The 24,954-nt window shown below is 57.9% G+C and carries 22 protein-coding genes; 12 read left to right on the forward strand and 10 right to left on the reverse strand.

Going from position 1 to position 24,954, the window contains the following annotated elements; all coding sequences use genetic code 11:
• The first annotated feature begins 15 nt into the window (after positions 1-15).
• The 3 genes from K0O24_RS16170 to K0O24_RS16180 are packed head-to-tail and all read left to right on the forward strand — an operon-like array spanning position 16 to position 2,577.
• Positions 16-405: a cupin domain-containing protein gene (locus K0O24_RS16170; protein ID WP_219893715.1), complete on the forward strand. Its 390-nt coding sequence runs from the start codon at positions 16-18 to the stop codon at positions 403-405.
• A complete protein-coding gene (locus K0O24_RS16175) occupies positions 386-1,966 on the forward strand; it encodes a CYTH and CHAD domain-containing protein (protein WP_219893716.1) in 1,581 nt (526 codons plus the stop codon). The genes K0O24_RS16170 and K0O24_RS16175 overlap by 20 nt, the downstream gene beginning before the upstream one ends.
• Entirely contained in the window at positions 1,963-2,577 is a 615-nt protein-coding gene (locus tag K0O24_RS16180; RefSeq protein WP_219893717.1) for a hypothetical protein, read from the forward strand. Before K0O24_RS16175 ends, K0O24_RS16180 begins: the two co-directional genes overlap by 4 nt.
• An 11-nt stretch (positions 2,578-2,588) precedes the next feature.
• Here K0O24_RS16180 and K0O24_RS16185 read toward each other — a convergent pair whose 3' ends face one another.
• The gene (locus K0O24_RS16185) at positions 2,589-3,029 is read right to left on the reverse strand and encodes a baeRF12 domain-containing protein (protein WP_219893718.1); all 441 of its coding nucleotides are present in this window, start codon (positions 3,027-3,029) and stop codon (positions 2,589-2,591) included.
• Between the two features lie 227 nt (positions 3,030-3,256).
• Here K0O24_RS16185 and K0O24_RS16190 point away from each other — a divergent pair, with 227 nt between their 5' ends.
• From K0O24_RS16190 to K0O24_RS16200, 3 genes are read left to right on the forward strand one after another with little or no spacing between them, the layout of a single operon-like run.
• The gene (locus K0O24_RS16190) at positions 3,257-4,009 is read left to right on the forward strand and encodes an ABC transporter ATP-binding protein (RefSeq protein ID WP_219893719.1); all 753 of its coding nucleotides are present in this window, start codon (positions 3,257-3,259) and stop codon (positions 4,007-4,009) included.
• Positions 4,006-6,378 carry an ABC transporter permease gene (locus tag K0O24_RS16195; protein ID WP_219893720.1) on the forward strand — a complete coding sequence of 791 codons (2,373 nt, stop codon included), beginning with the start codon at positions 4,006-4,008 and terminating at the stop codon, positions 6,376-6,378. The genes K0O24_RS16190 and K0O24_RS16195 overlap by 4 nt, the downstream gene beginning before the upstream one ends.
• A 3-nt stretch (positions 6,379-6,381) precedes the next feature.
• Positions 6,382-7,593 carry an efflux RND transporter periplasmic adaptor subunit gene (locus tag K0O24_RS16200; RefSeq protein WP_219893721.1) on the forward strand — a complete coding sequence of 404 codons (1,212 nt, stop codon included), beginning with the start codon at positions 6,382-6,384 and terminating at the stop codon, positions 7,591-7,593.
• A 73-nt stretch (positions 7,594-7,666) separates the two neighbouring features.
• Here the strand turns inward: K0O24_RS16200 and K0O24_RS16205 are convergent, their stop codons facing one another.
• Complete coding sequence (locus K0O24_RS16205; RefSeq protein ID WP_219893722.1) at positions 7,667-8,560, reverse strand: LysR family transcriptional regulator; 894 nt, start codon at positions 8,558-8,560, stop codon at positions 7,667-7,669.
• A gap of 106 nt (positions 8,561-8,666) precedes the next feature.
• Here K0O24_RS16205 and K0O24_RS16210 point away from each other — a divergent pair, with 106 nt between their 5' ends.
• The 5 genes from K0O24_RS16210 (at position 8,667) to K0O24_RS16230 (ending at position 11,560) form a co-directional block, all read left to right on the forward strand.
• On the forward strand, positions 8,667-9,365 hold the full coding sequence (locus K0O24_RS16210) for a pirin family protein (protein ID WP_219893723.1): 699 nt from the start codon (positions 8,667-8,669) through the stop codon (positions 9,363-9,365).
• A gap of 30 nt (positions 9,366-9,395) precedes the next feature.
• Positions 9,396-9,821: a DoxX family protein gene (locus K0O24_RS16215; protein WP_219893724.1), complete on the forward strand. Its 426-nt coding sequence runs from the start codon at positions 9,396-9,398 to the stop codon at positions 9,819-9,821.
• A gap of 69 nt (positions 9,822-9,890) precedes the next feature.
• Positions 9,891-10,484: a nitroreductase family protein gene (locus K0O24_RS16220; protein ID WP_219893725.1), complete on the forward strand. Its 594-nt coding sequence runs from the start codon at positions 9,891-9,893 to the stop codon at positions 10,482-10,484.
• A gap of 180 nt (positions 10,485-10,664) precedes the next feature.
• Positions 10,665-11,003, forward strand: coding sequence for a GNAT family N-acetyltransferase (locus tag K0O24_RS16225; protein ID WP_219893726.1), 339 nt, complete (start codon positions 10,665-10,667; stop codon positions 11,001-11,003).
• A complete protein-coding gene (locus K0O24_RS16230; RefSeq protein WP_219893727.1) occupies positions 11,000-11,560 on the forward strand; it encodes an NADPH-dependent FMN reductase in 561 nt (186 codons plus the stop codon). Before K0O24_RS16225 ends, K0O24_RS16230 begins: the two co-directional genes overlap by 4 nt.
• Before the next feature lie 41 nt (positions 11,561-11,601).
• Here K0O24_RS16230 and cueR read toward each other — a convergent pair whose 3' ends face one another.
• From cueR to K0O24_RS16265, 7 genes are all read right to left on the reverse strand, one after another.
• Positions 11,602-11,991, reverse strand: a complete 390-nt coding sequence (gene cueR, locus K0O24_RS16235) for a Cu(I)-responsive transcriptional regulator (protein WP_219893728.1) — start codon at positions 11,989-11,991, stop codon at positions 11,602-11,604.
• A gap of 56 nt (positions 11,992-12,047) precedes the next feature.
• Positions 12,048-14,408: a heavy metal translocating P-type ATPase gene (locus K0O24_RS16240; protein WP_425514749.1), complete on the reverse strand. Its 2,361-nt coding sequence runs from the start codon at positions 14,406-14,408 to the stop codon at positions 12,048-12,050.
• Between the two features lie 308 nt (positions 14,409-14,716).
• Positions 14,717-16,165: an APC family permease gene (locus tag K0O24_RS16245; RefSeq protein ID WP_219893729.1), complete on the reverse strand. Its 1,449-nt coding sequence runs from the start codon at positions 16,163-16,165 to the stop codon at positions 14,717-14,719.
• 83 nt (positions 16,166-16,248) lie between these two features.
• On the reverse strand, positions 16,249-17,235 hold the full coding sequence (locus K0O24_RS16250) for an NAD(P)-dependent alcohol dehydrogenase (RefSeq protein WP_219893730.1): 987 nt from the start codon (positions 17,233-17,235) through the stop codon (positions 16,249-16,251).
• Positions 17,232-17,654: a hypothetical protein gene (locus K0O24_RS16255; protein WP_219893731.1), complete on the reverse strand. Its 423-nt coding sequence runs from the start codon at positions 17,652-17,654 to the stop codon at positions 17,232-17,234. The genes K0O24_RS16250 and K0O24_RS16255 overlap by 4 nt, the downstream gene beginning before the upstream one ends.
• Positions 17,655-18,176: 522 nt before the next feature.
• Entirely contained in the window at positions 18,177-19,271 is a 1,095-nt protein-coding gene (locus K0O24_RS16260) for a GGDEF domain-containing protein (protein WP_219893732.1), read from the reverse strand.
• A gap of 261 nt (positions 19,272-19,532) precedes the next feature.
• The gene (locus tag K0O24_RS16265; protein WP_219893733.1) at positions 19,533-20,225 is read right to left on the reverse strand and encodes a VOC family protein; all 693 of its coding nucleotides are present in this window, start codon (positions 20,223-20,225) and stop codon (positions 19,533-19,535) included.
• A gap of 75 nt (positions 20,226-20,300) precedes the next feature.
• On the opposite strand from K0O24_RS16265, the gene K0O24_RS16270 reads away from it, so the two are divergent.
• Positions 20,301-21,452, forward strand: coding sequence for an alpha/beta hydrolase (locus K0O24_RS16270; RefSeq protein ID WP_219893734.1), 1,152 nt, complete (start codon positions 20,301-20,303; stop codon positions 21,450-21,452).
• On the opposite strand, the gene K0O24_RS16275 is transcribed toward K0O24_RS16270, so the two are convergent.
• On the reverse strand, positions 21,399-24,695 hold the full coding sequence (locus K0O24_RS16275) for an amidohydrolase family protein (protein ID WP_219893735.1): 3,297 nt from the start codon (positions 24,693-24,695) through the stop codon (positions 21,399-21,401). The genes K0O24_RS16270 and K0O24_RS16275 overlap by 54 nt on opposite strands.
• Positions 24,696-24,954: the final 259 nt, after the last annotated feature.

Below are 24,954 nucleotides of genomic sequence, written 5' to 3' on the forward strand. Positions count from 1 at the left end.
ACGGAGTAAGATGCTGTGAAGGGTTTTATCGATGACATTGAGGCCCAAACCGAGGGCAATCATGATTTTCGCCGGGTTCTCTATACGGGAAAACATATTCAGCTTGTGCTGATGACGCTGGCCCCTGGCGAGGAGATTGGCGAAGAGGTCCACGACGGTCATGACCAGTTCTTTCGTCTGGAAAAAGGCAAAGGCGTCATCATCATCGATGGCACTCCAAGCAAGATCAAGGCGGGAACCGGCATCATTGTCCCTGCAGGCGCGAGGCACAATCTGAAAAATACCGGAAAGAAGTTCCTCAGGCTCTACACAATCTATGGGCCGCCTGAGCATCGCGACAGGGTGATCCACACGACCATCGCCGATGTTGCGGAGGAACATTTCGATGGGAAGACCTCGGAATAGTGCAAGGACCGTCAAGGAAACCGAAATCAAGTTGATAACGGATTCGGATTCGCTCGCTGAATTGAAACGGAATCCGAATCTGAGAGGGCGGGAGGCTTCCCAATCTCTGGTTACGACCTACTTCGACACTCGCGACAGGCGTCTGGCCAAGGCCGGTGTCAGACTGAGGCTGCGCACCGGACACGGGAAGGTTGAGCAGACCATCAAAACCAATGCCAGGGACGGCCCATCATTTGCTGTCCAGCTTGAAAAGACCTGCCTCCTCGACCGACCAAAGTTGGACATCAAGGCGTTTCCAAAAAGCAACCGCGAGAGCCTGGAAACTTTGGCAGGAGGTGAAGATCTAAGAGAGATTGCGACCACAAAGGTCGAGCGTCTCCAACGTACCTTGGAACGCAATGGTGCAAGAATTGAGTTGGCATTTGATTTCGGGACAATCGAGGCAGCAGGCCATTCCAAAAATATTTCTGAACTGGAACTTGAGCTCAAGCGGGGAAACCTGGCCACGCTGCTCCAGTTTATCCGGGACCTGCCCCCGGGTTTCAAGCTGGCCTGGTCGTCGAGCAGCAAGTGCGCGCGGGCATTCGATCTTGCTGACGGACTCGAAATGGCCGCGTCGAAGGCAGTACCCGTATCGCTGAAAAGTGACATGCTGGTCAGGACCGCATTTCAGGCTATTGCATGGAATTGTCTGGGCCACCTTATAAACAACTATCTTGTGGTCATCGATCAACGCGATGCAGAAGCCGTGCATCAATGTCGCGTCGCGCTACGGCGACTGCGCGTTGCGGCTTCAATTTTTGGTCGTGTCATCAATGAAAGACCGGGGGCCACCTTGCGTGCTCAGTGGAAGGCCGTCGCAGAGTCCCTCGGCCAGGCCCGGATCATTGACGTCTTGTTGGAGACCATAACGTCTGGGACCCCCAAAGAATCCGGTGACGCCAATCTGGTGCTCTCGCTCCTCAAGCGCGTGCGTGACCAGCGTTATGGCGAGATAGGAGCCTTATTGGGCAGCCGCTCCTTTCAGGATATGCTCTTGTGCACTGGCATCTGGATCGAGACCAACGGCGTGGCCGGCTCGGCTGCGACGGAAAAGGAACGCGCGCTCTCAAAATTTGCTGCAGAATCATTGCAGACATTGCGCAGCCGAGTGGAAAAAGATTGCCGGCGCGTCTCGAAACTCGGCAACCGCCGGCGGCATCGTTTGCGAATTCGCCTGAAGAGCTACCGATATGGCACCGAGTTCTTCTCTTCGCTCTTCCAGACTCCTCAGAGCAGACGTCATCTGGAAACACTTCTGGACGCGCAGGAAAAACTGCAGGATCGACTGGGCGAACTCAACGATCTCTCTGTCTTTGGACGTTGCAAGCACATCGACTTGTCGCCGTTGAACGCAATCGATCAGGCAACCGTGCGCTCATATTTGAAACGCATGAATCGATCGCAGCGCAGCAGCGTGGATAATCTGCGCGCGCGCACGGTTCACGCGGGCCGCAAGCTTACAAGGCTCGAACAATTCAAATGGCATGATCTCGCCCAGCTTCGGAAAAAGAATCAATGACACATCGAATGCGCGATCTCGCCAACGAGATTGTAAGGCTTCAGGGCGAACTTGATCGCGAGATAGAACAGCGCCGGAAGGCGCTGGGCTGGAATCTGCAGAACCGGCTCGTCGAGTTCGAACATGGAATTGTGGCGCAACATCGGCGCCTGCGCCTGAGCGCGGCGGCACTTGTCGCACGCGCTCCAATAACAACCTTGCTGACCGCCCCCGTCATCTATTCGCTGATCTTGCCCCTCGTCCTTATCGATATCTGGGCCAGCATCTACCAACGCATCTGCTTCCCGGTTTACAAGATACCTTTGGTGCAACGTTCGGACTTTATCGCCTTCGACCGACAGCACCTGGCCTATCTCAACTGGATTGAAGCCTTGAACTGTGGCTTTTGCGGCTATGCCAATGGTCTGGTCGCATATCTCCGCGAAATCAGCAGCCGCACTGAACAATATTGGTGTCCCATCAAGCACGCGATCCGCATCAGTGACCCGCACAGCCGCTATCGCGACTTTCTGGAATATGGCGATGCCGCAGGATATCGCGAACGTCTCGAGCGATTTCGGGAAGCGCTCCGCGAACCGAAGGATGGCAATCAAACGACAGGCAGTGGCTGAAGCCTCAAACCCTAACTCCGCACCAGAAGTTCCTCTATGTCCGCTGAGGGCCGATCGGCATAATCTTTTGCAATTTCAGCAATGATCCGGCTTCGTACCGCGTCACCAAATGCCTTTCTGAGCGCGCTCATTGATTTTGGAGCAGCGACGATGACGAGGGTAGCATCCGGCGCTTTGCCCAATCTCTCGGTGACCATGGCTGCAGCCTTTTTCATGAACTCATCTTCTGCGCGCTGATGATAATCCGGCACCTGATAATTGCTTCGGCGCGAACCGCTGCTCGAAAAGGAGCGTCCGGGGCGGTCCGTCCCCAAGTCAGCCGTATCCGGAACTTTCTGGTTCTCGGTAACAAGCGTTTCCAATTCGACCGCAAGTCCATGACCGCGATTCCGGTACAGGGTGTAAGAGCCGCCATCGGCCACGAGAACGAGGCAGTTGTGAGCAACGAGCATTGGCCATCTCCATTTCGATGCTGTTCAGGGGCCATCTGTTCCCGAAGCAGAACATGGCCGCTTGAGACGAGGTTAGGCCGTTCGACTTGTTTGCCGCATTCGGGAATTCTACCTAGAACCAAACTTTCCCGAACGGGACGATGCCGAGACGATAGGTAGTCCCCCGTATTGCAGGTAAGGTGCTTCTGGCGCCATCAATCACCTTCCACCAATACAGGAATTACCCAATGCCGGCTCCTGAAATTGGGCAAGCGGCGAATGAACAGAATGTAGCCTCAGAACCGATCTATCGCATTGAAGATCTGGCCAAGCGCTATGGTGAAGGGGACAACGCTGTCCATGCGTTGCGTGGCGTGACTCTGGACATCGCGCGCGGATCAATGATCGTCCTGTTGGGACCCTCTGGCTCTGGAAAGTCGACATTCCTCAACATCGTCGGCGGTCTCGATCGCCCGAGCGACGGTCATGTCTGGTTCGACAATTCAGACCTCGCCGCTTGCAGTGATCGGGAACTTACAGAATATCGCCGAAAGAATATCGGCTTTGTTTTCCAGTTCTACAATCTCATTCCTTCGCTGACAGCGCGAGAAAACGTGGCTCTGATCACGGAAATTGCTGAAAACCCCATGGATCCCGCAGAAGCGCTTTCACTGGTCGGACTGGAGTCACGGATCGACCATTTTCCCTCTCAGCTTTCAGGCGGGGAACAGCAACGTGTTGCGATTGCCCGTGCGATCGCGAAGCGACCTGATGTCCTTTTGTGCGATGAGCCGACCGGAGCGCTTGACAGCCTCACGGGGAAGCTGGTGCTTTCTGCGCTGGACACCATCAATCGTTCACTTGGAACGACAACGATGGTCATCACCCACAATGCCGTGATCGCAGGCATGGCAGACGAAGTGCTGGCCTTTGCCGATGGCCGGCTTTCCGAAGCTCACAAGAATCCCTTGCGCAAACTCCCTGCCGAGCTTTGGTGGTGACGGCCGTGCGGATGCTTGACAGGAAATTGTTGAGGGATCTGTGGCGATTGCGCGCTCAATCGCTGGCAATCGCGCTCATCATTGCCGCAGGCATCGGTATGGTCATCATGTCGATGGGCATGATCCGATCACTCGATGAAACGCGTCTCGCCTATTATGACCGTTATCGGTTCGCGGATGTGTTTGCACCGGTAAGCCGTGCTCCAGAGGCCCTTGCCGATCAGGCCCGCGCAATTTCGGGCGTTTCTGTGGTGGAAAGCCGGCTGACAACAATTGCCACGATCAATATCCCCGGGGTTGCAGAGCCTGTCGCTGCGCGCGTGCACTCTGTCCCGATGCAGGGGCAACCGGGCCTGAACAGACTCGTGCTCCGTTCGGGGCGGTGGCTCAACCCGCTGCGATCGAACGAAGTGCTGGTAAGTGAACAGTTCTTCAAGGCCGCCAGACTGAAACTGGGCAATGTCCTTTTGACGCAGATACGGGGAAAACGCATTCCGCTGCGCATCGTGGGGACCGTGCTTTCGCCTGAATATGTCTATTCGATTGCGCCAGGCCAGATCTTTCCCGACAACAGCCGCTTCGGTGTCATGTGGATGGCGCGGGAGCCGCTGGCTGCAGCACTCGACATGCACGGTGCCTTTAACGATCTGCTCTTGAAACTGCAGCGCGGCGCCGATCAGGGCGAAGTCATCCGCCGGCTCGATCTACTGTTGGGACGTTTTGGCGGCGTTGCAGCTTATGGTCGGGAACAGCACATCTCTGACCGGTTCGTTCTCAATGAACTTGACCAATTGCGGACGATGACGGGTTTTCTGCCGCCCGTATTCCTGGGCGTCGCGGTCTTCCTGCTCAACATTGTCTTGGGGCGGCTGGTTGAAACAGAGCGGGAAGTGATCGGGCTGTTGAAGGCATTCGGCTACCGAAACTGGACGATTGCCGCACACTATATGGAACTTGCCTGCCTCCTATCGCTTCTGGGGTTGGTATTGGGGGCTGGTCTTGGAACCTGGCTCGGCCATGGCACAGCGACCATGTATCAGGAATTCTTTGTCTTTCCGTTCCTTCAGTTCAGCAGCGGCCTGGATGTCTATGCCATTGCACTGTTTGCTGCGGTCGGCGCTGTGTTGCTTGGGTCTGCAACTGCCGTCAGACGAGCAATCAGACTTTCCCCTGCCGAAGCCATGCGACCGCCAAAACCGCAATCCTATGGCGGTTTCGTCGCAAACTGGCTTGCCAAGGCGCGGCGGCTTGACGAACCGACACGCATCATCCTGCGAGATCTGGCACGCCAACCCGTTCGGTCCGGACTGACGGTTGTCGGAATCGCGTTCGCACTTGCGCTGTACATCACGTCTGCCGGATCGACGGACAATGTCGAAAAGATGATCGATCTCGCCTTTGGACAGGCCGAGCGGCAGGATTTGACTGTAACGTTTGCCGAACCTCGCGATCGAAGGGTCCTCTTTGAGCTCGCTGCCATTCCGGGCGTCCGCAGAGTAGAAGCAGGTCGATCAACCGCTGCTCGATTGCGCATTGGCAAGTCCGTTGAAAGGCAGGCGATTTCGGGCGTACCTGCAGAAACGGATCTAAGCCGCATGATCGATCTTCGCGGCAGGCCCGTCGCTCCCCCCGAGTTTGGCATGCTGATCGCCTCATCACTTGCGGACAAGCTCGGGGTCGGACGCGGTGCCATGCTCGATATCCAGGTTTCCGAAGGTCGGCAGGCTCGTTTTCCGATTGAAGTCACGGGCGTCGTCGAAAGTCCGGTTGGTTCTCCTGCCTATATGTCGCTCGCTGCGCTGAACCGTCTTCTCCACGAAGGCCAGACTGTTTCGTCCGCTGCACTGGCAGTTGACCCTGAGCAGCTGGAACAGGTCTATGCGCGACTGAAGGCCAGTCCGATGGTCGCAGGAGTTGCATCGCGCAATGCAGCACTCTCCGGGATCAGAATCACGATTTCGCGCAACATGGGCTTGGTCTCTCTCTTCATCTCCGGCTTTGCGATGATGCTGGTTTTTGGTGTCGTATATAATGCCGGGCGGATCATGCTTTCAGAGCGTGCCCGCGATTTGGCCTCACTGCGCGTCCTTGGATATCGGCAGAGCGAAGTGTCTTATGTGTTGCTCGGCGCACTTGCCATACTCATGCTGTTGGCATTGCCAATCGGGTCGGCGATGGGCGTCGCTCTTTCGCGTGCGCTGATGCAGAGCTTTAGCAACGATCTCTTTACGATCCCGTTCGGAATGCGAGCGGCAACGATCGCAAAAGGCTGGCTAGTCGTGCTTGCGGCAACGGTTGCGACAATGATGTTGATCAAGGTCCGTGTGGATCGCCTCGACCTTGTCGAGGTGCTCAAGACGAGGGAGTAAGTGATGGCAGGGAAGCACCGAATCGGTCCATTTATCATCGCCGGCCTGGTCCTGCTTGCATTGGCGGGTGCCGCCTTTGTGGCGTTGCGCAATCCAGCGGTTCCGGTCGATCTGGGTATGGTTGCACGACGCCCGATGCAGGTCACGATTGACGATGAAGCCGAAGCCCGGGCCCATGATCTCTACGTCGTATCGGCCCCAATCAATGGGCGCCTCTTGCGTGTCGATCTTGAACCCGGAGACAGGCTGATTGCCGGGAAAACGGTTGTGGCCCGGCTGATGCCCGCCAACCCTGACTTTCTCAATGCTAGAACGGGAGGGGAAGCCCGCGCGCGCGTCCGATCCCTTGAAGCGATGGCGGCCGCAACGGCAGCCCGCATCCCACAGGCGATTGCTGAGCGAGACCTCGCGCAGCGCAATCTCGCGCGTGACGAGGCCTTGCTCAAGCGCGGTTTCCTGCCGCAAGCAGACCTCGATCGTGCACGGATGGCGCGCGACCATGCCGATGCACTTGTCCTGGAAGTCCGGCGCGCGGCTGATGCGGCGCGCTATGACCTTGCTGCTGCGCGCGCGGCATTGACCGATCCGGCCACCATTGACCCTGGAAAAGGAGGCGTGTTTACGCTCCTCTCTCCTGTCAGTGGTCGGGTGCTCCGCATACCGCAGAAGAGCGAGGCGGTGGTTGCAGCAGGAACGCCGCTCGTCGAAATCGGCGATCCTTCCAAACTGGAACTGGTCACTGACTTGCTGTCTGCAGATGCGGTGCGCATCAAGCCCGGGTTCGCAGCGACGCTGGAGCAATGGGGTGGAAACCATCCGATCCACGCACGGGTGCGGCTTGTCGAACCCTATGGCTTCACGAAGATTTCTGCGCTCGGCGTAGAAGAGCAGCGCGTCAATGTCGTGCTCGATTTCGCAGGTCCTGCGACGGAACGCCAAGGACTCGGCCATGGCTATCGCGGGGTGGTTCGCATTGTCACATGGTCCGCACCCGATGTGTTGACGGTACCAGCCAGCGCCTTGTTTCGCGACGGAAATGACTGGGCCCTTTTCGTCACACAGGAGGGACGAGCCAGGCTTACGCACGTGAAGATTGGAAAGGTCAACGCCGACCTGGCCGAACTGCTGACACCGTTACGTCCCGGCCTCATGGTTGTCCTCCATCCAGGCGACCGTGTTGCCGACGGCGTGCGCATAAACCGGCGCGGAAATTGATCCAAGTCGAGTGCTGTCAACCTCGCCGAACTTTTCCACGTCATCATCATTTACATCGGAGCACAATACGCCCCTAAGACAGTCGATCCGTAACGGCCTGAAGCATCCATGAGCGCGCTGGTCCGGGCAAGCAATCCTTGCGCCACAGCGCATTGAGGCCGTAGGCCATGCCGGGGGCTTCCGGGATCGACAGCCTGACAAGGCGCCCGGCGGCCAGATCATCAGCGACGACATGGCGCGGCATGTTGCCCCAACCGATCCCTTCGAGCAGCAATGCGTGTTTTGCGCCAAGGTCTGCGAGGCGCCATGTCCGGGCGCTCAGCACCGAGAAATCCCGGCCGGCGGTAAGCGGCGACCGATCGGTCAGGACAAGCTGGCGGTACTGCCTGCTGACACCGGGCTGGATGACTGGCATTCGCGCAAGCGCGTGCGAAGGCGCGGCGACCGGCACGAGTTCCACTTCTCCAATCGCCATTCTTTCGAGTGCGGGGTCCTCAATGATCACCGGTCCACCGATACCGAGATTGGCGCGGCCATCAAGGACGAGTGCGGCAATAGCGCCCAAAGCCTCGACATGCAGCCGCAGTTCGACCGTCGGGAAGTTCCGTTCGAATTCGCGAAGGATGCTCGCTACTTCCATGGTCGGATACATGACGTCGACAGCAAGGGTCAGTTCTGACTCCAACCCCTGATTGTAGCTCCGCACCCCGGCAATCAGGGCATCGATATCATCGGTTACGGCTCGGGCATTCGCCAGCATTGCCTTGCCCGCATCGGTCAGGACGGGCCGGCGTGAGCCTTCGCGATCGAACAGCGTGATCCCAAGCTGGGCCTCCATGCTGGCGATCCCGTAGCTGACGACCGAGATCGCCCGTCCCATCCGGCGGGCGGCGGCATTGAAGCTGCCTTCGTCCACCACGGCCAGGAACAGGCGGATCTGGTCCAACGTCGGCTGACCTACATCCATTGTTCAACTTTCTCGAACATCATGGTTAGTTTTATCAGAATTTTCTGATCACATTACAAGGCCTAGTTTCCCCCCAATCCCGGAACAAAAAGGATTGGAAAAAACCATGATCGAACTTCGCTCTTTCGCCAGCCTCGGTGCAGCTCACCACGGATGGCTCGACGCCAAGCATCATTTCTCGTTTGCCGAATATCACGATCCCGAGCGGACCAATTGGGGCAGCCTCAGAGTCTGGAACGATGATACCATTGCGGCCCAGACCGGCTTTCCGCCGCATCCTCACCGCGACATGGAAATCATCACCTATGTTCGCAAGGGTGCGATTTCCCACCGCGACAACCTTGGCAATTCTGGGCGAACGGTGGCCGGGGATGTTCAGGTGATGTCTGCAGGCACCGGTATTCAGCACTCCGAATATAACCTTGAGGATGTCGAGACCCAAATCTTTCAGATCTGGATCATCCCCGATACGCGGGGTCATGCGCCACGCTGGGGGACCCGTCCGTTTCCCAAGAACGACCGCGCGGGAAAGTTTGTCGCCTTGGCCTCCGGCTTTGCCAATGATGGCGAGGCCCTGCCTATCCATGCCAATGCCCGGGTGCTGGGTGCATCGGTCAAAGCGGGCGAAACGATCCGCTACGAACTGAACCGCGACCGGCACGCCTACCTGGTGCCAGCAACCGGCCGCATCCGCGTCGGCGCAGTCGAAGCCGGTGCGCGCGACGGCGTGGCCATCACCGATGTCGAAGCCATCGAGATCACTGCACTTGAGGACAGCGAACTGGTCCTCGTCGACGCAAACTGACCATCAACCCATTCATAAAGGAACTGAAACATGAACACGATCACAACCCATAACACCCCTTCCGAGGCGACCACGGTCACGGGCGCTTCACTCTTGGCTGTCTCCGGCCGCATCATGCTGGCGACGATCTTCCTCCTGAGCGGGGTCAGCAAGATTGCTGATCCTGGTTACACGTTGGGCTACATCAACAGCGTTGGCCTCCCGTTGCCCTATCTGGCCCTTGCAGGCGCCATCGCAGTTGAAGTGCTCGGCGGAGTAGCGCTGATTGCTGGCTATCGCACCCGGCTGGTAGCCATCGTCCTTGCCCTGTTCAGCGTGGTCACGGCACTGGTGTTTCATGCGGCGCTGGGCGACCAGAACCAGTTCATCCACTTCTTCAAGAACATCGCCATGGCCGGCGGCCTGTTGCAGGTCGCTGCGTTCGGCCCCGGTCGCATCAGTATCGACCGCAAGTGACCCTTTGACATCAGAACCCGGGAGGCGGGCAGCCTGTTGCTGCCCCCTTTTCATCAAGAGGAAAATACCATGGACATTCGTACCGCAAGTCCCCGCGTCCTGCCCTTGTTCGTAGAGCGCTGGTCCCCGCGCGCCTTCGATGGCTCGGCAATCCCGCAAGAAGATCTCGACGTGATCCTGCAAGCTGCTGCCCTTGCCCCATCGGCATTCAACTATCAGCCTTGGCGCTTTCTCTATTCCCACCGCCAGGATGCCAACTGGGAGCTGTTCCTCTCGCTTCTTGTACCCTCAAACGCGAGTTGGGCGAAGGAGGCCGGGGTTCTTCTGTTCATCGTCTCCGACAGCGTCATGCAGCAAGGCGAAGTCTCGAATCCGTTACACAGCCACAGTTTCGATGCCGGTGCGGCGTGGGCGCAGATGGCACTGCAGGCAACGGCGATAGGCTATCACGCCCACGGCATGACCGGCATCGACTTTGGCCGCATCAGGACGGAATTGGCCGTGCCCGAGAGTTTTCGCATCGAAGCTGCTGTCGCAATCGGTCGTCGGGGTTCCCCGGATGTGCTGCCCGAAGGCCTCCGGACCCGCGAAGGGCCGAGTGGCCGAAAGCCGGTCTCGGCGATGGCTGCTGCCGGTTCGTTTGCGTCACTTCCAAGCGCCTGACGACGATACAGGCACAGGCTGTTGTGAGAGAGCGAAACTTCCGTTGTCACGTTTGGCCCCAACCTTCCCGGCAAAGCAATCGCCTGCATTCCGGTCGTATTGTGATACGTTGTGACCACATCAAAGAGCTCTCTCGCTGAGGAACGAGAGAGCCCCATCCATGAAAGGACACGTTTTGTCATGAGCACCATTACAATCACCAAGGAGGATGATGGCCAACATGGTCGCTACGTGGCCCGGGTCGATGGCATTGACGCGGAGGCCGAACTGACATTCACGCATCGGGGCCCCCTTTTGATCAGCGCCGACCATACAGGCGCGCCCGAAGCATTGAGGGGCACGGGGGCTGCATCCGCCCTGGTTGAGTATCTTGTTGCCGATGCACGAGGCTCAGGCTTTCGCATCATCCCGATCTGCCCCTATGTTCGTGCCCGATACGCCGTGCATCCCGAATGGCAGGACGTTATGACCGTGGCTCCGGGCGTAGAGCCCACCGTTTCGAAAGGGCACGAGCAGTGATCAGACTCGTCGGCATATCAGGCAGTTTGCGACGGGCGTCATTCAATACGGCCCTGCTCAACAATGCGGCACAGCTTCTTCCTGACGGCGTCACGTTCGAGGTGCGCACCCTTCACGGAATACCGTTGTACGATGGCGATGAGGAGGAGGCGACCGGGATTCCCGCGGCCGTCACAGCGCTCAAGGACGCCATCATGGCGGCCGATGGGGTCATCCTCGCAACGCCCGAATATAACAATGGCATCCCGGGCGTATTCAAGAATGCAATCGATTGGGCTTCGCGCCCGCCAAGCGATGGCGGTCGTGTTTTCAGGGGGCGTCACTTTGCCATAATGGGCGCCTCTCCGGGAGGTTTCGGCACAATCCTGTCCCAGAACCATTGGCTTCCCGTGATGCGCACCTTGGGTGTGCAGCTCTGGACAGGCGGACGCCTGATGGTTTCGCGTGCTGGCAAGGTCTTTGATGTTGACGGGACGATCAGCGATCCGGAAATGCGCGAGCAGATCCGTGTGTATCTTGAGGGGTTCGTCGACTACCTGGCGACACGCGCACGGTGACCATATATTCGGGGCCATTGGCCACATGGTCGGCGGAGTAACTAAGGTCGCTCGATGCCTTCGATGATCGGGCAGTCGGGCCGTTCATCGCCATGGCAGAGTTTCGCCAATGCAAGCAGTGATGCCCGCATTTGCTCGAGTCGTTCTGCCTTGCGGTGCAATTCCTCTGCCCGGGCAAGTGCGAGGGCCTTAACATCTGCACTGGACCGGTTTCGGTCGCCCCAGAGCGAGAGCAATTCCCGTATTTCCTCGATCGGAAATCCCAGGTCGCGAGCATTGGCAATGAATCTCAGCCGATGCACGTCGTCGGGCGAGTAGTCTCGAAATGTGCCGTTGCGTCGTGGAGGGGACGGGACCAGGCCAATCTTCTCGTAGTGGCGTATCATGCGCTGGGTTACGCCGGTTTCATCAGCAACGTGTCCAATGTTCATTGCGCTGTTCCTTCCTTCTGCTGCCGCAATCGCTGCGAAACGAAGAGGCACTTCCGTTACAGCCGTACCATCCGCAAGCGTAACGCGTTGGTGATGACACTCACGGATGATAACGCCATGGCTGCCGCGGCAATGGCAGGTGAGAGCATCCAGCCAAATGCCGGATAGAGCGCCCCTGCCGCAATCGGGATGCCGGCGACGTTGTAGACAAAAGCAAAAACCAGATTCTGGCGAATGTTGCGCATGACCGCTCGGGACAGGCGCCGCGCACGCAAGATGCCGTTGAGGTCGCCTTGCAGCAAGGTCACTCCGGCGCTCTCGATAGCAACATCAGCACCGGCACCCATCGCAATGCCGACTTCAGCGGCCGCAAGGGCTGGCGCATCGTTGACACCGTCCCCTGCCATAGCCACGCTCTGCCCCTCTGCGCGAAGCTTTTGGACGACACTGGCCTTGTCCTCGGGAAGCACCTCAGCTTCAACAGCATCGATACCGAGGCGAGCCGCGACCGCCAGTGCCGTGGTGCGGTTGTCGCCGGTCATCATAACGATGCGGATACCATCCGCTTTCAGCTCGCGGATTGCCTGAGCCGATGTTTCCTTGATCGGATCGGAGATGCCCAGAAGTCCTGCGATTTTGCCATCGACGCTGGCGAAAATCGCAGTCGCGCCTTCCGCACGCATTGCCTCGGCTGCTTCATTGAGATCGGCAGTATCAATCTTCTGCTCAGCCATGAAGCGCGGCCCGCCGAGTAGCACCTTCTTGCCGGAAACCCTGCCGGTCACACCACGCCCGACCGGCGAATCGAAGTCTTCCACCGTTTCCAGTTCAAGCTTGCGCTCCTGCCCGGCGCGAACGATGGCTTCACCCAACGGGTGCTCACTGCCACGCTCAAGGCTGGCGGCGAGGCGAAGGACCTCGTTCTCTTCCCATCCATTTGCAGTGCGGATACCTGTGACCGCCGGGCGTCCCTCGGTCAGCGTTCCCGTCTTGTCGACAACAAGCGTGTCGATCTTTTCAAAGCGCTCAAGCGCTTCGGCATTCTTGATCAGCACGCCAGCTTGCGCGCCGCGCCCAACCCCGACCATGATTGACATCGGCGTCGCAAGGCCGAGCGCACAGGGGCAGGCGACAATCAGCACCGAAACGGCCGCGACCAGAGCGTAGGTCAGACGCGGGTCGGGGCCAAGCACGACCCAGAACGCAGCGGCAACCAATGCGACAGCAATTACTGCCGGGACAAACCAGCCCGAAACCTGATCGGCCATGCGCTGGATCGGGGCACGACTGCGCTGCGCCTCGGCGACCATCTGGACAATTCGAGAGAGCAGGGTTTCGGTCCCGACTTTCTCGGCAATCATGACGAAACTGCCAGTCTTGTTGAGCGAGCCGGCGATAACCTTGGCGCCTACCTCCTTGGTGACTGGCATGGATTCGCCCGTGACCAAAGATTCATCAATCGAGACCCGACCCTCAGTGATCATACCATCAACAGGGATTTTTTCGCCGGGACGAACCCGCAGATGATCGCCCACAACCACCGCATCGAGATTAACGTCCTCGTCATGGCCATGACTGGTAACCCGGCGCGCGGTCCTGGGTGCCAGATCGAGCAGAGCCCTGATCGCCCCGGACGTGCGTTCACGTGCGCGCAGCTCCAGCACTTGTCCCAGAAGGGCCAAAACCGTGATCACAGCTGCCGCCTCGAAATAGACCGGCACGGTACCCATCCGATCACGGACGGCAGGCGGGAAGAGCGATGGCCCAAAATGCGCGACGAGACTGTAGAAATAAGCGACGCCGACACCCATGGAGATCAGCGTAAACATGTTCAGGCGGCGCGACTTGAGAGAGGCCCATCCTCGATCAAAAAATGGCCAGCCTGCCCACAGGACAACAGGAGTCGCCAGTACAAACTGGATCCAGTTTGATGTTTGCTGGCCCACAAACAACATGTGTCCCGTCAGATGTCCGCCCATCTCCAGCGTGAAAACCGGCAGCGTCAGCACGAGTGCAATCCAGAAGCGGCGCGCCATGTCGGCCAGTTCAGCACTTGGACCCGTGTCCAGCGAGACCGTTGCCGGCTCCAGTGCCATGCCGCAAATCGGGCAGGAGCCGGGGCCAAGTTGTCGCACCTCGGGATGCATAGGGCAGGTGTAGATGACGTCACCGGCGACGGCTGACACCGGGACTTCGACCTTGCCGCCAAGGTAATGATCGGGATGGGTTACAAACTTCGTCTGGCAGCCTGCGCTGCAGAAATGATATTCCTGGCTCGCATGGGTCGCGTGGTGCTTCGTGACAGCTGGATCCACGCTCATGCCGCATACCGGATCAGTCGCGTATTTCGCCTCCATTGTCGCGTCAGTGCCATGCGCAACGCCATGATGGTGCGCCTTATGATCAGTCGATGTCATATCGATTCTCCTTCAACGCATCATCATGTGCAGTCTGACATCATGTCAGAGTCAAGCGAATAAATTGTGTGATCCGAACTTTGGACAAAAGATTTCCCATTGAGCGGGTTTCCATGTCTGGCAGCACACACATAGCCGCAATTTCCGGTTCCAATCCGCCTCCTCGCCAGCCGCTGTTCAACTCGGGGCGTTTGGCCGAAAGGAGACCAAATACGTCCTGCCCAATGTCGGAAAACTAGCCAAAAAAGGGATCTCACAAACAATGCGAAAAGCCGGACCTCAATGAGGAAGAGCAACGCTCCGGCAAGCTAAGCTGAGATCTCCGTTGGAGACTGATCTGGGGGCATGCCCAATCTGAGCCGATGCAATGCAGTTCGGATTGCAAGACCTATGGCGAGGAGCACAAGCGACCACAAGCAGGCCTCAAGCCCGATCCCGTATGTCGCGAAGGCCAGGAACAGGATACCAATGGCAATGATTGCGCGCGCTGCGGAGGTGGGGCTGAGCTTCCAGGCTGCCAATGCGCTTGTGAGGTAAAGGACAACAACAGCCGCGGTAGAAAGCAGGATAGTGAAGGTGAACAGGTTTGCGGTCGCGCGGCTGGCATTGGCGATTATCAGAAGAATGGTCAGCCCCGATGCCACCAACTGCGCCACTACCGGGGTGTTGACGCCGCGTGTTTTGGCCATGACGGCGGGCAGATCGCCCCTCAAAGCCATGGCATAGCCCAGTTCACCCGTCGCAAGTATGAGTCCGTTCAGGCATCCTATTGCGGCGATCGCGATCGTGAGTGAAGCAAGGCTTGCGACGCCGTGCCCCCAGCGGGATACAAGCGCATCGGCAAACGGCGCGGGCGACGTCGCGACTGTATCGGCGGGCAAAAGCATCTGGATACTTGTCCCGGCAACTAGATAAAGGACGACGACGAAGGCGGTGCCACCCAGCAACGCGCGCGGAATCGTGCGCCCGGGATTGCGAACCTTGCCAACCGGCGTGGTCGCACATTCAAAGCCTGTGAATGCGAAAAAGGTCAAAGCGGTAGCGCTGGCTATATTGCCAATATTGATCGGCATCTCCGGCAGCGGCTCAAGGCGACCACCCGTCAAGCCGTGTTCGAGGAACAACCAGATGACCGCGAGAAGCGGCAAGAGCTTTATCGCCACGGTGACGAGCGAGAGCCCACCAACCGCCCGCACCCCGATCATGTTGACGCCTGTCAGCAGGATCACCCAGCCGATTGAGACCGGAATGATAAGATCTGGTCGGACAAATTGCGGTTCGGCAAAGGACAACGCGGACGCTACGCCAATCGCAACTGACGCTTGGGCCGTCCAGTTCGAAACCCAGAATGCCCATGCAACGAGGAAAGCGACAGTGGGACCAAACTCCCGCTCCACATTGGCCTGGATCCCGTCGCCGCTCAATCGCGATAGCCGTGACAGCGCGAAAACAACGCATAGTACGCCAACGCCACTGATGAGCCATCCGATCAGCACATTGCGGCCCAAGGGTGCAAGGCTGACCGGCAGCATGAAAATACCTGATCCAATGATCGTCCCGACCACCAGTGCAGTGGTCATCCAGATGCCGATCGTTGGCGGCTCGTTTGCTTCGCCGTCCATATGCCCCCCAATTCCCGGCAAGCGCTGCCGGATCGGGTCAGGTTGCTCAAGGCGATGTACATGAAACTCGTCAAAGGTCCGCACACTTAATTTTCTGGCAGCAGAGCCGGTCGATGCCGGAGACTTTGTGGACATCCAACTGCCACTTATTGCACTCCGAAAGCGCAGATCATCCAACGCCCGGAAGATGCTCCCTTGTAATGCTCATCAGAACCGCATCACTGCCTCGAATCGTCTTTGCGCAAAATGGCAACCACGAGCTTACCGCTTGCATGCCCGGATTCGAGATGCCGGATAGCCTCGGGCACTTCGCTCAGCGGGTAGCTGCGCTCGATGACAGGCTGCACTTTGCCGGCTTCAACAAGCTCCTTCAACACCAGCAGGTCCGTCTGGTTGGGCCTCGCGAGCAGGTTTCCCAGCGTCTGTCGGGCGATCGAAAGCAGCGGACCGAGCAGCAGCGCTTCATGAAATTGGCGGTTCGATCCACCGCTCATCACGTACCGACCGGCGGGGGCCAACGTGCGTCTATAGTCCCAGATTGACCGGTCGCCATTCGCTGCCAAAATGAGATCGAACTTTTGGCCGGAGTTCGCAAAATCGACTTTTGTGTAGTCGAGCACGTGTTCGGCACCAAGCGCCCGGATCATATCGATGTTTTTCGTGCTACAGACGGCCGTCACATCCGCTCCAAACGCCTTGGCAATCTGCAGCGCGAATGTGCCCACACCGCCGGAAGCGCCATGGATCAACACCTTCTGCGAAGGTTCAATCTTGCCCTTCCGCAGCGCCTGCAGCGCCGTGCAGCCGGCTGTGGGGACGCAGGCAGCTTCTTCGAACGAGAGGTTTGCCGGCTTCGCCGCCAATGCACTCTCATGCGCCGTTACGTACTCGGCGTACGCACCATACCCACAGCGAGAGACCTCTCCGTACACTTCATCGCCGCGCTTGAATTGGGTGACGCTGCGGCCGACGACTTCGACGTTTCCGGCAATGTCGCAACCAATAATCCTGAATTTTGGCTTGATCAGGCCAGCCACCAGCCGAAACGCGAACGGCGTTCCACGAAGGAGATGCCAGTCGCCAGCGTTGGCAGACGCTGCATGGACGCGCACCAGCACATCATTGTCGCCAACAGCAGGCATGGGAACGTCATCGAGTCGCAATACGCTCGGTGGGCCATATGTTTCGCGAACAATCGCTTTCACGGCGATGGCTCCTCACGGCGAATTGTCTTCCGCGCCAAGTAAAGTTGGCTCGCCAGCCAACCACCCACCACGATATCAATTGTGCCGCAAAAGCCAGGCCACCACACTGGCATTCCGGGGTTCGTGACAAGCGTGGGATGAAGGAAAAAGTCAAAGAATCCATGTCCGGCGAGACCGGCTGCCGTCAACCACATGCTCTTCTTGAAGCCAAGCAAGGCAAAGACTGAAAATACCAGCCCAACTGCAATCTCAATCTCCAACGTCGAGTTCCCCGACGCGCCCATCACTGCAAACAGCGAGTAGTATGACGCAATCACGATCAGGACCGTCGGGTAAAAGGCGCGGTCGCGGTCGAAGCCACTCGCGGCAGCAAAGCCAGAGACTGCCAAGCCCAGGATCAAGCCGACGGCGTATTCCATAAGATATTCTTCCCCCAGGCTGCGCTTCCAATGTTTTGTCCACGCCCCAATTTGGATCTTTGCCCCTTGCCCCCTCGTACTCAGCTGCCCTTTCCAAGGCCATAGCCAACCCGAATTTTACCTTCCATTCATGCGGGCTCCAGAGAACAATCAGCCGTGGCGAAATGGCCGGAATTGGGCGTGAAGTCACCATCAGCGCATTCGCTCAATGCATGTCCGCTAGGCGGCCTAGTGGCCTGGTTTCCGAATTCGCGATCAGTCCGAAGTTCCGGACAATCAGACATTTGGTATGCTCAAAGAGAGGCTGACTTGAGCGAACCATATAATGTGAACAATGGGGTCATTCGCGGACTTCACCCCTTGAAGCTGCGGAAGGGCAGATCGTGCTTGCAGTGTCTAGGCGTCTGATCCGCCTCATCAGCAATTCTCTTCGGATTATGCACTTTAGCGGGCGCGCCAGCACCGTGTGACCGGAGCCGCGCCGCTGACCTTCAGATCATGTTTGCCGAACCCTTGAAGGCGTCAGCCTTGCGGGGCCATGACGACACAATTCCGGCCGTCGGCCTTTGCCTTGTAGAGTGATCGGTCGGCGCTGCGCAGCAGATGGCCGACGTCTCCAGTGCCGCCGAGAACGGCAACGCCAGCGGAAAACGAGATATTGCCGATGGATTCGTCAGTGTCCTTGTTTACAAAATTGCGTTCACAAAGATCGCGCCGGGCCGCATCAATGATCTCATAGGCCATTTCGGGAGTCGTCTCCTCAAAAATGACCACAAACTCCTCGCCTCCGTGGCGCGAAACAGCCCCACGGCGACCGCAGTTTTCAAGCAGGACGCTGGACACAAAACGCAGGACGCGATCGCCGACGTCGTGACCATAAGTGTCATTGAACTTCTTGAAGTGATCAATGTCGCATATTGCGAGCGACATAGGCTTGCCGCTCATCATTGCGCGAGCGCCCCCGGCCCCGAGCATGCGTTCAAAGGCACGGCGATTTGAGAGCCCTGTGAGCGCGTCGGTATCAGCCTGCACCTGCGCCTCATTCAAGGACATCTTCAGGTCCGTCATGGCCTTCGACCGAAGCCGCAATTCATTTTCGGCAGCCCGGGTCTTTTCAATCATCGCCTTGGTAACGCTGATGAGCGACTGGAGCGATGAATCTGGATCATTGTTCGAGAACTTGGCTGCGCTACCTTCCAAAGCGTCGCCAAATCCTTTTGCGTCCGTCGTGGATTTCTTGATCATCGCTTCGATGGCGACAAGGTGCTTCTGTGCGTCTTCGACTATGTTGTCGATGGCAGATTCCGAAACGCCTCCCTGAGCGCTCGAAAAACTGAGAGTCCCAGACGCATAGCCGGAGCGAATGAGCCGCTCCATTGCTTCTTCGAGACGGGGTTCATGCGCAATGACATGGCGATAGACCAGGTCATAATTGGCGGGATTGGGCTCGATGACGTGACGAAGCATAACCTCGCGAACGGTTTGGATCGTTTCATTATAGCGCGCCAGTTCACCTGTAGGCTGCGACGGAACGGTCGAGTTGGAGCGCCCGAACAGGCGCTCGACAACTTTGGTTACAGTATTGCCTCCAGGCGCCGCTTGCTTTTCTTCAATCATCTCAATCTGTTTCCCCAAATTGGTCTCAGATAGGAATAACGACACGAGCCGTGCCGATTTTACTCCTTGCGCGATCTGCATCGGAATTGCTGCGGTTTGGAGCGATCCAAAAAGAAGTGGCCCGACGAATCTCGCCGGGCCACAGGAAGGATTGCAGGACAATCCCTTGGGTCGCAATTCGATGAGTAGCCTATGCGGATTGCAGTTCAGTGACGCAGATCACTGAATCTCGTATTTGGCAAAATAATTTGCGGCCGGATCTCAGGCGTTCACAGGCGGCCTGGAGAAGGATTGCGCATTTGCTATAACCTCGTCCGGCGCGCGCAGGATCGCCTGATACATGTCCGCTGGATAAGACATGTGCGGTTTTGCTGGATCATAGGGGGGCTGAGGAATGCCTGACGGACCGTCATATGCCTCTGGCGACCGATAGCGAGCCGATTCCTCTGCAGAAATTCCAGCCTTGGCAAGGACAGCCGGATCGATCCAGAGGTCCGGATCAACTTGAGAGACAGGCGCTGCCACTTCCAGAGTCAATTGGTCAGGCCCTGCAAAATAGATGGATTTGCAAAAGCCATGATCAATAGGGCCAATGACATTGACCCCGTGGCTCCTGATCCGATCCCGCATCGACAGCAGACCGACCTCATCATCTGCCCGAAAAGCCAGATGCTGCATGGTCCCGGCTGCACTGGGAAGCGCCCCATTGCCCGCGTGCGTAACGCCGAGCGTCACGGGTATCTGGTCCACACCCGGCAGCTGGACAATCGAAAAATAGCTGCGTTCATTCATGCGCAAAAAGGCATGCAGGCCGCCGGGTACGCCATGCATATCGAACAGGGCCACCAACGGACATCCCATCACTTCGGAAAAAAAGGCGATATGCGTCTTTATGTCAGCCGCCATGATGGCGATGTGATGGATGCCGCTTGGCTGTTGCTGCTTTGTTGTCATTGAAGTCTTCCGTATCTTACTCTGGTCAGTGACTGGTGTTAGGTCGCTCCAGGTGCTTGGAGCTTGGAGTCGGCAATGGATATCATCCGCGAACCCTATGGCTTTGTCCACGCAGATGCGGGGCGCCTGAAGGAAACTTACGGGGGGCCCTCCGGGCAGGTGTTTGTCGAATGCATGCGTATCAGGCCATCCGACAAGGACTGTCGAACTGTTATCCTGTTCAGCCATCCCATTGGCGGGGGCAGTTTTCTTCCTCTCGTCACAGCACTTGCCCATGCCGGTTACCACATAATCTATTGCAACCCCCGTTACCGGGGAAATGACACCGCGCTGATCATGGAAAAATGCGTGCTCGATCTCGGCGCATGCATTGCAGACGCAAAGAAGCGCTTTGGTTATGACAAGATCGTGCTTGGGGGGTGGTCCGGTGGTGGTTCTCTCTCACTCTTCTACCAGGATCAGGCAGAGCATCCGTCAATCACCGAAACGCCGGCAGGAGATCCCGTCGACCTCAAGGGCGCCGGCCTCGTTCCTGCAGACGCGATCCTGCTTCTTGCGGCCCATGTCAGCCGGTCCGTGACAATGACCGAATGGCTCGATCCTTCGATCCTTGATGAAGGAAAGCCTTTCGAACGCGACCGGGAGTTGAACATCTATGCGCCGGACTGTCCGAATACGCCTCCCTATTCCGACGCATTTGTGAAGCGCTTCAGGGCAGCTCAAATTGCGCGTAATCGCCGCATTACACACTGGGTCAAGTCCCAGCTGGCTGATATCCGGGCGAGTTCTGACCCCGATGCAGAACGCTGCTTTGTCGTTCAGGGCACAATGTGCGATGTGCGTTGGCTCGATCCAAGCCAGGATCCTTCCGATCGCAAGCCTGGCACATGTTATCTGGGTGATCCGCGGATCGCCAACGACGGCCCCGTGGGATTGGGCCGGTTCACCACCTTGCGCTCATGGCTCTCGCAATGGAGCTATGATGAAAGCCGCGCAGACGGGCTTGGCAATGCGTCCCGGATTTCCTGCCCCACCTTGGTCATCAGCAACTCGGCCGACCTCGCCTGCACGCCGAGCCACGCACAGCGCCTGTTCGACGCTGTGGCCTCGTCCGACAAGGAGCTGCGCACTATCGCGGGCGCCGACCATTACTACATCGAGCGCCGCGAGCTTCTACCGATCGCCGTGACCGAAATCAGCACCTGGCTGGGCCGACATGGCTTCTGATCCTGCCGATTGCTCCCAGAAATAGGGCTTCCGCTTCCGAGTGCCTGTGATTTCCTCGTTGAGTGTGGCCGCGTCATAGAGCCTGCCGCCAATCATGACCTTGGAAATCTTGTCACTGTTGCGAATATCGGCACTTGGGTCAGCATCCAGAATGACAAGGTCAGCCAGCTTGCCGGCCTCCAGCGATCCGACGTCACGGTCATAGCCGAGCGAACGGGCGGCATTGATTGTGCCAGCGGCCAGCGCTTCGATGGGTGACATCCCGCCGCGCACGAAAGACCAAAGCTCCCAATGCGCCGCAATGCCGGGTTCCTGCCCATGCGCGCCGATCGAGACCGGCACCCCGAGTTTCGCCAACTTGTGCGCTTCACGGGCATTGTCGTCGTCCACATAATCTTCTTCGGGCGCGATCTGGCGCCTTGCATTGGCGGCATTCAAAATGCTCGGCGGTTCATGTTTTTGCAGCAGCGGATTGCGCCAGACATCGGTATGGGCGCGCCAATAGGGATCACCCGCCGGCCCGCCATAAGTGACGACCAGAGTTGGTGTGTAACCTGTCTTCGACTTTGAAAAGAACTGCAGAACATCATCGTAGAAGGTCGAAAGCGGGATATTGTGCTCGACCGTCGTATTGCCGTCAGCGATGAGGGTCATGTCAAATCCGAACAGAGAGCCGCCTTCGGCAACAGATCGCATATTCTCCTCAAGCGCTGCAGCAATGACTTGCTGACGCTGCTCTCGGCGCGGCTGGTTGTAGTTCTTGATGCTGTGCGCTCCCTGGGCCTTCAGGCGCCGAACATGGGCACGGGCATCATCCAGGCTGTCGATCTGGGCATAGACCTCCGGTTGCTTGGCCCCATAGATGATTTCCCCGGTTGAAAAGGTGCGCGGTCCGACGATCAGTCCAGCCCGCTCCATTTCAAGTGCTGGAAAGACCGTCGCTGCGCGGCTTGAAGGATCATGGCGGGTCGTCACGCCGAGCGCGAGATTGACCATGTCCGTCCAATTCTGCTGTGGCGTCAGCTCATCGATGCCGTAGGGACCATGTGCATGCGCATCGACCAGCCCCGGCATGATCGTCTTGCCTTTGACATCAAGAGTGGGGGTTCCGGGGGGCACATTGACCTCGCCGCGCTTCCCGATTGCCTTGATCCTGTCGTGTTCGACAAGGATCACGCCATCATCGATCATGCCGCCCTCTGCATTGGCCATCGACACGATCCGCGCGCCGACAAGGGCAATACTGCCCTTCGGGATATCCCTGTCGATCGTCATCGACAGGGATACGCCTGTTTTTGGCGGTTCGAACTTTGCAGGCTTTGCGCCGTCGGCAGCCGGTGCGCTGGCAAAGAGAGCAGACAGACCGGCTGAAAAGACCGTCGGTCCCAACGACCAATGGATTTCCCTGCCGCCGTTGCTCCACTGGATATAGTCGGCACCATCCCCGCTCACGCGGGTTACGGGGAGTGGTCCGCCAGACGGAGAGACACTCACATCCTGAGTGCCGGGCAGCATGGGCATCACAAATGCTTCATAATTCTGCCGGAACGCGAAATACTGCCCGTCGGGCGAGACTTCGAACGCATTGACCAACTCGCCTTCGGCGTGAACCCTCTTGGCTTGGCCATTGAGGTCCGTGCTCACAAGCCGCTGCTTCCCGTCCGTGCTTTCCATCATGAAAACGCGGTCATTGACGTCAGCGAATGCGGGGTTGCTGAAGTCCTTGGCGATACGGACCGGATCCCCTCCGGACGAGGCCACGCGATAGACTCCAGGTTGATCAGAATTGCGCGCTGAACTGAGGAAGCCGCCCTGCCCTTTTTCAAAAACGATCGTGCGACCGTCGGGCGAGAAGCGGGGCCGCGAATAAAGCCCGCCCAAACGCGTTACGGTCCGCGCGACGCCGCCATTTTGTCCGATGACCCGGATCTGCCCCAGATCAGAATCTGTCCAGGAGACATAGACAATGGACTTCCCATCCCGCGACCAGGAGGGATAGGCTTCCATGGCGTCCGCAACCTTGGTCAGCCTTTTCGGCGCGCCACCGGCCATTGGCTTGATCCACAGTTTCCCAAGCGTTTCAAAAACGACGCTGCGGCCATCGGGCGACACGGCTACCCCTCGGGGCATCTTGGTCTGAAACTGCGCAGGAGCCACATCAATAGGGGGCCGTGGCGGATCAATCACGTCCCTCGTGTCAGCAATGTGGAAGGGAATATCGCTCAATCTGCCGGCAGCAACATCAAGCTTCCGGATCTTGCCCCCTGCCCAGAAGACAATGCTGGCAGAATCCGGAGTCCAATCCATATTGGGATAGACACCTGTAACGGCCCATGTCTCCTGAACGTCCTGATCGAGCGCGTCATAGACTTTACGCTCTTCGCCAGTCGCCAGATTCTTGATATAGAGTTTTGACTTGGTTCGCTCCCTGCGGACAAATGCAATCATCTTGCCATCGGGCGACGGCGATGGCCTGACTGAACCGCCTGCGCCAGTAATAATCGGCTCGATTTCCCCGGTATCGAGGTCGTAGCGTTCAATATCGAACAACTGCGTGTTGGAGTCCTGCGCATATTGGAAGATGGGCCCGGGCGTTACATTGCGCGTGAAGTAGATATGCTTCCCATCGGGTGCATAGATCGGCTCTCCCAATTCCTTCTGGTGCTGCTCGTTTGGTTTTTTGACCAGCGCCACGCCATTTCCGCCCGAAACGTGATAGAGCCAGACCTCCCCGGTTCCCAAAGAGCGGCCAGTGGTGAAATGCTTTTTCGCGACAATGAACCGTCCATCCGGGCTCCAGCTTGGCTGGTTGAGGAGGCGGAAATCCTCCTTCGTCACTTGCCGCTTATCGGAACCGTCAGCGTTCATGATCCAGATATTGTCGCCACCGCCGCGATCCGATGTGAAAGCAATGCGTTTGCCGTCAGGAGAAAAGCGCGGCTGTGTTTCATAAGGCAGCCCTTCCGCAATCCGTTTCGGTATGCCGCCGGAAATCGACATTGTGTAAATGTCGCCCAAGAGATCGAAGGCTATTGTCTTGCCATCCGGGCTCACATCAATGTTCATCCATGACCCTTCGGTCACATCGATGCTGACCTGGCGCACCTTCAAGCCCGGAGGCGCAGAAACGTCCCATTTCAATTTTTCTTCAGCAGGCGGTGCGGCGATTGCAGGTCCGATTGCAAAGGGCAGCGCAGCACATCCCGCAAAAACTATGCTACAAATGAACTTGATGTGACGCATTAGTTTCTCTCCCCGGATGCGATCCCATATTATTCCGGCCGCAACCCCGGCTCAATGGCTGTATCACCTGCCCGATTGAACACTCGATCGACCGCCTGTCGGATAATATCGACAAGCGTTGAACTTTGCCCAGCTAACGAACTTGGGATCATTGGAAGCAATAGTGCATTGATTACAATATCAATCTTCGGCGATTTAAACGTCCATGCTTGGCAGATTTGTTCGCTGTGCCAACTTCGCGGTCCCGCAACGGGATGCG

The organism is Aquisediminimonas profunda, from assembly GCF_019443285.1.
GTDB classification, from domain to species: Bacteria; Pseudomonadota; Alphaproteobacteria; order Sphingomonadales; family Sphingomonadaceae; genus Aquisediminimonas; species Aquisediminimonas profunda.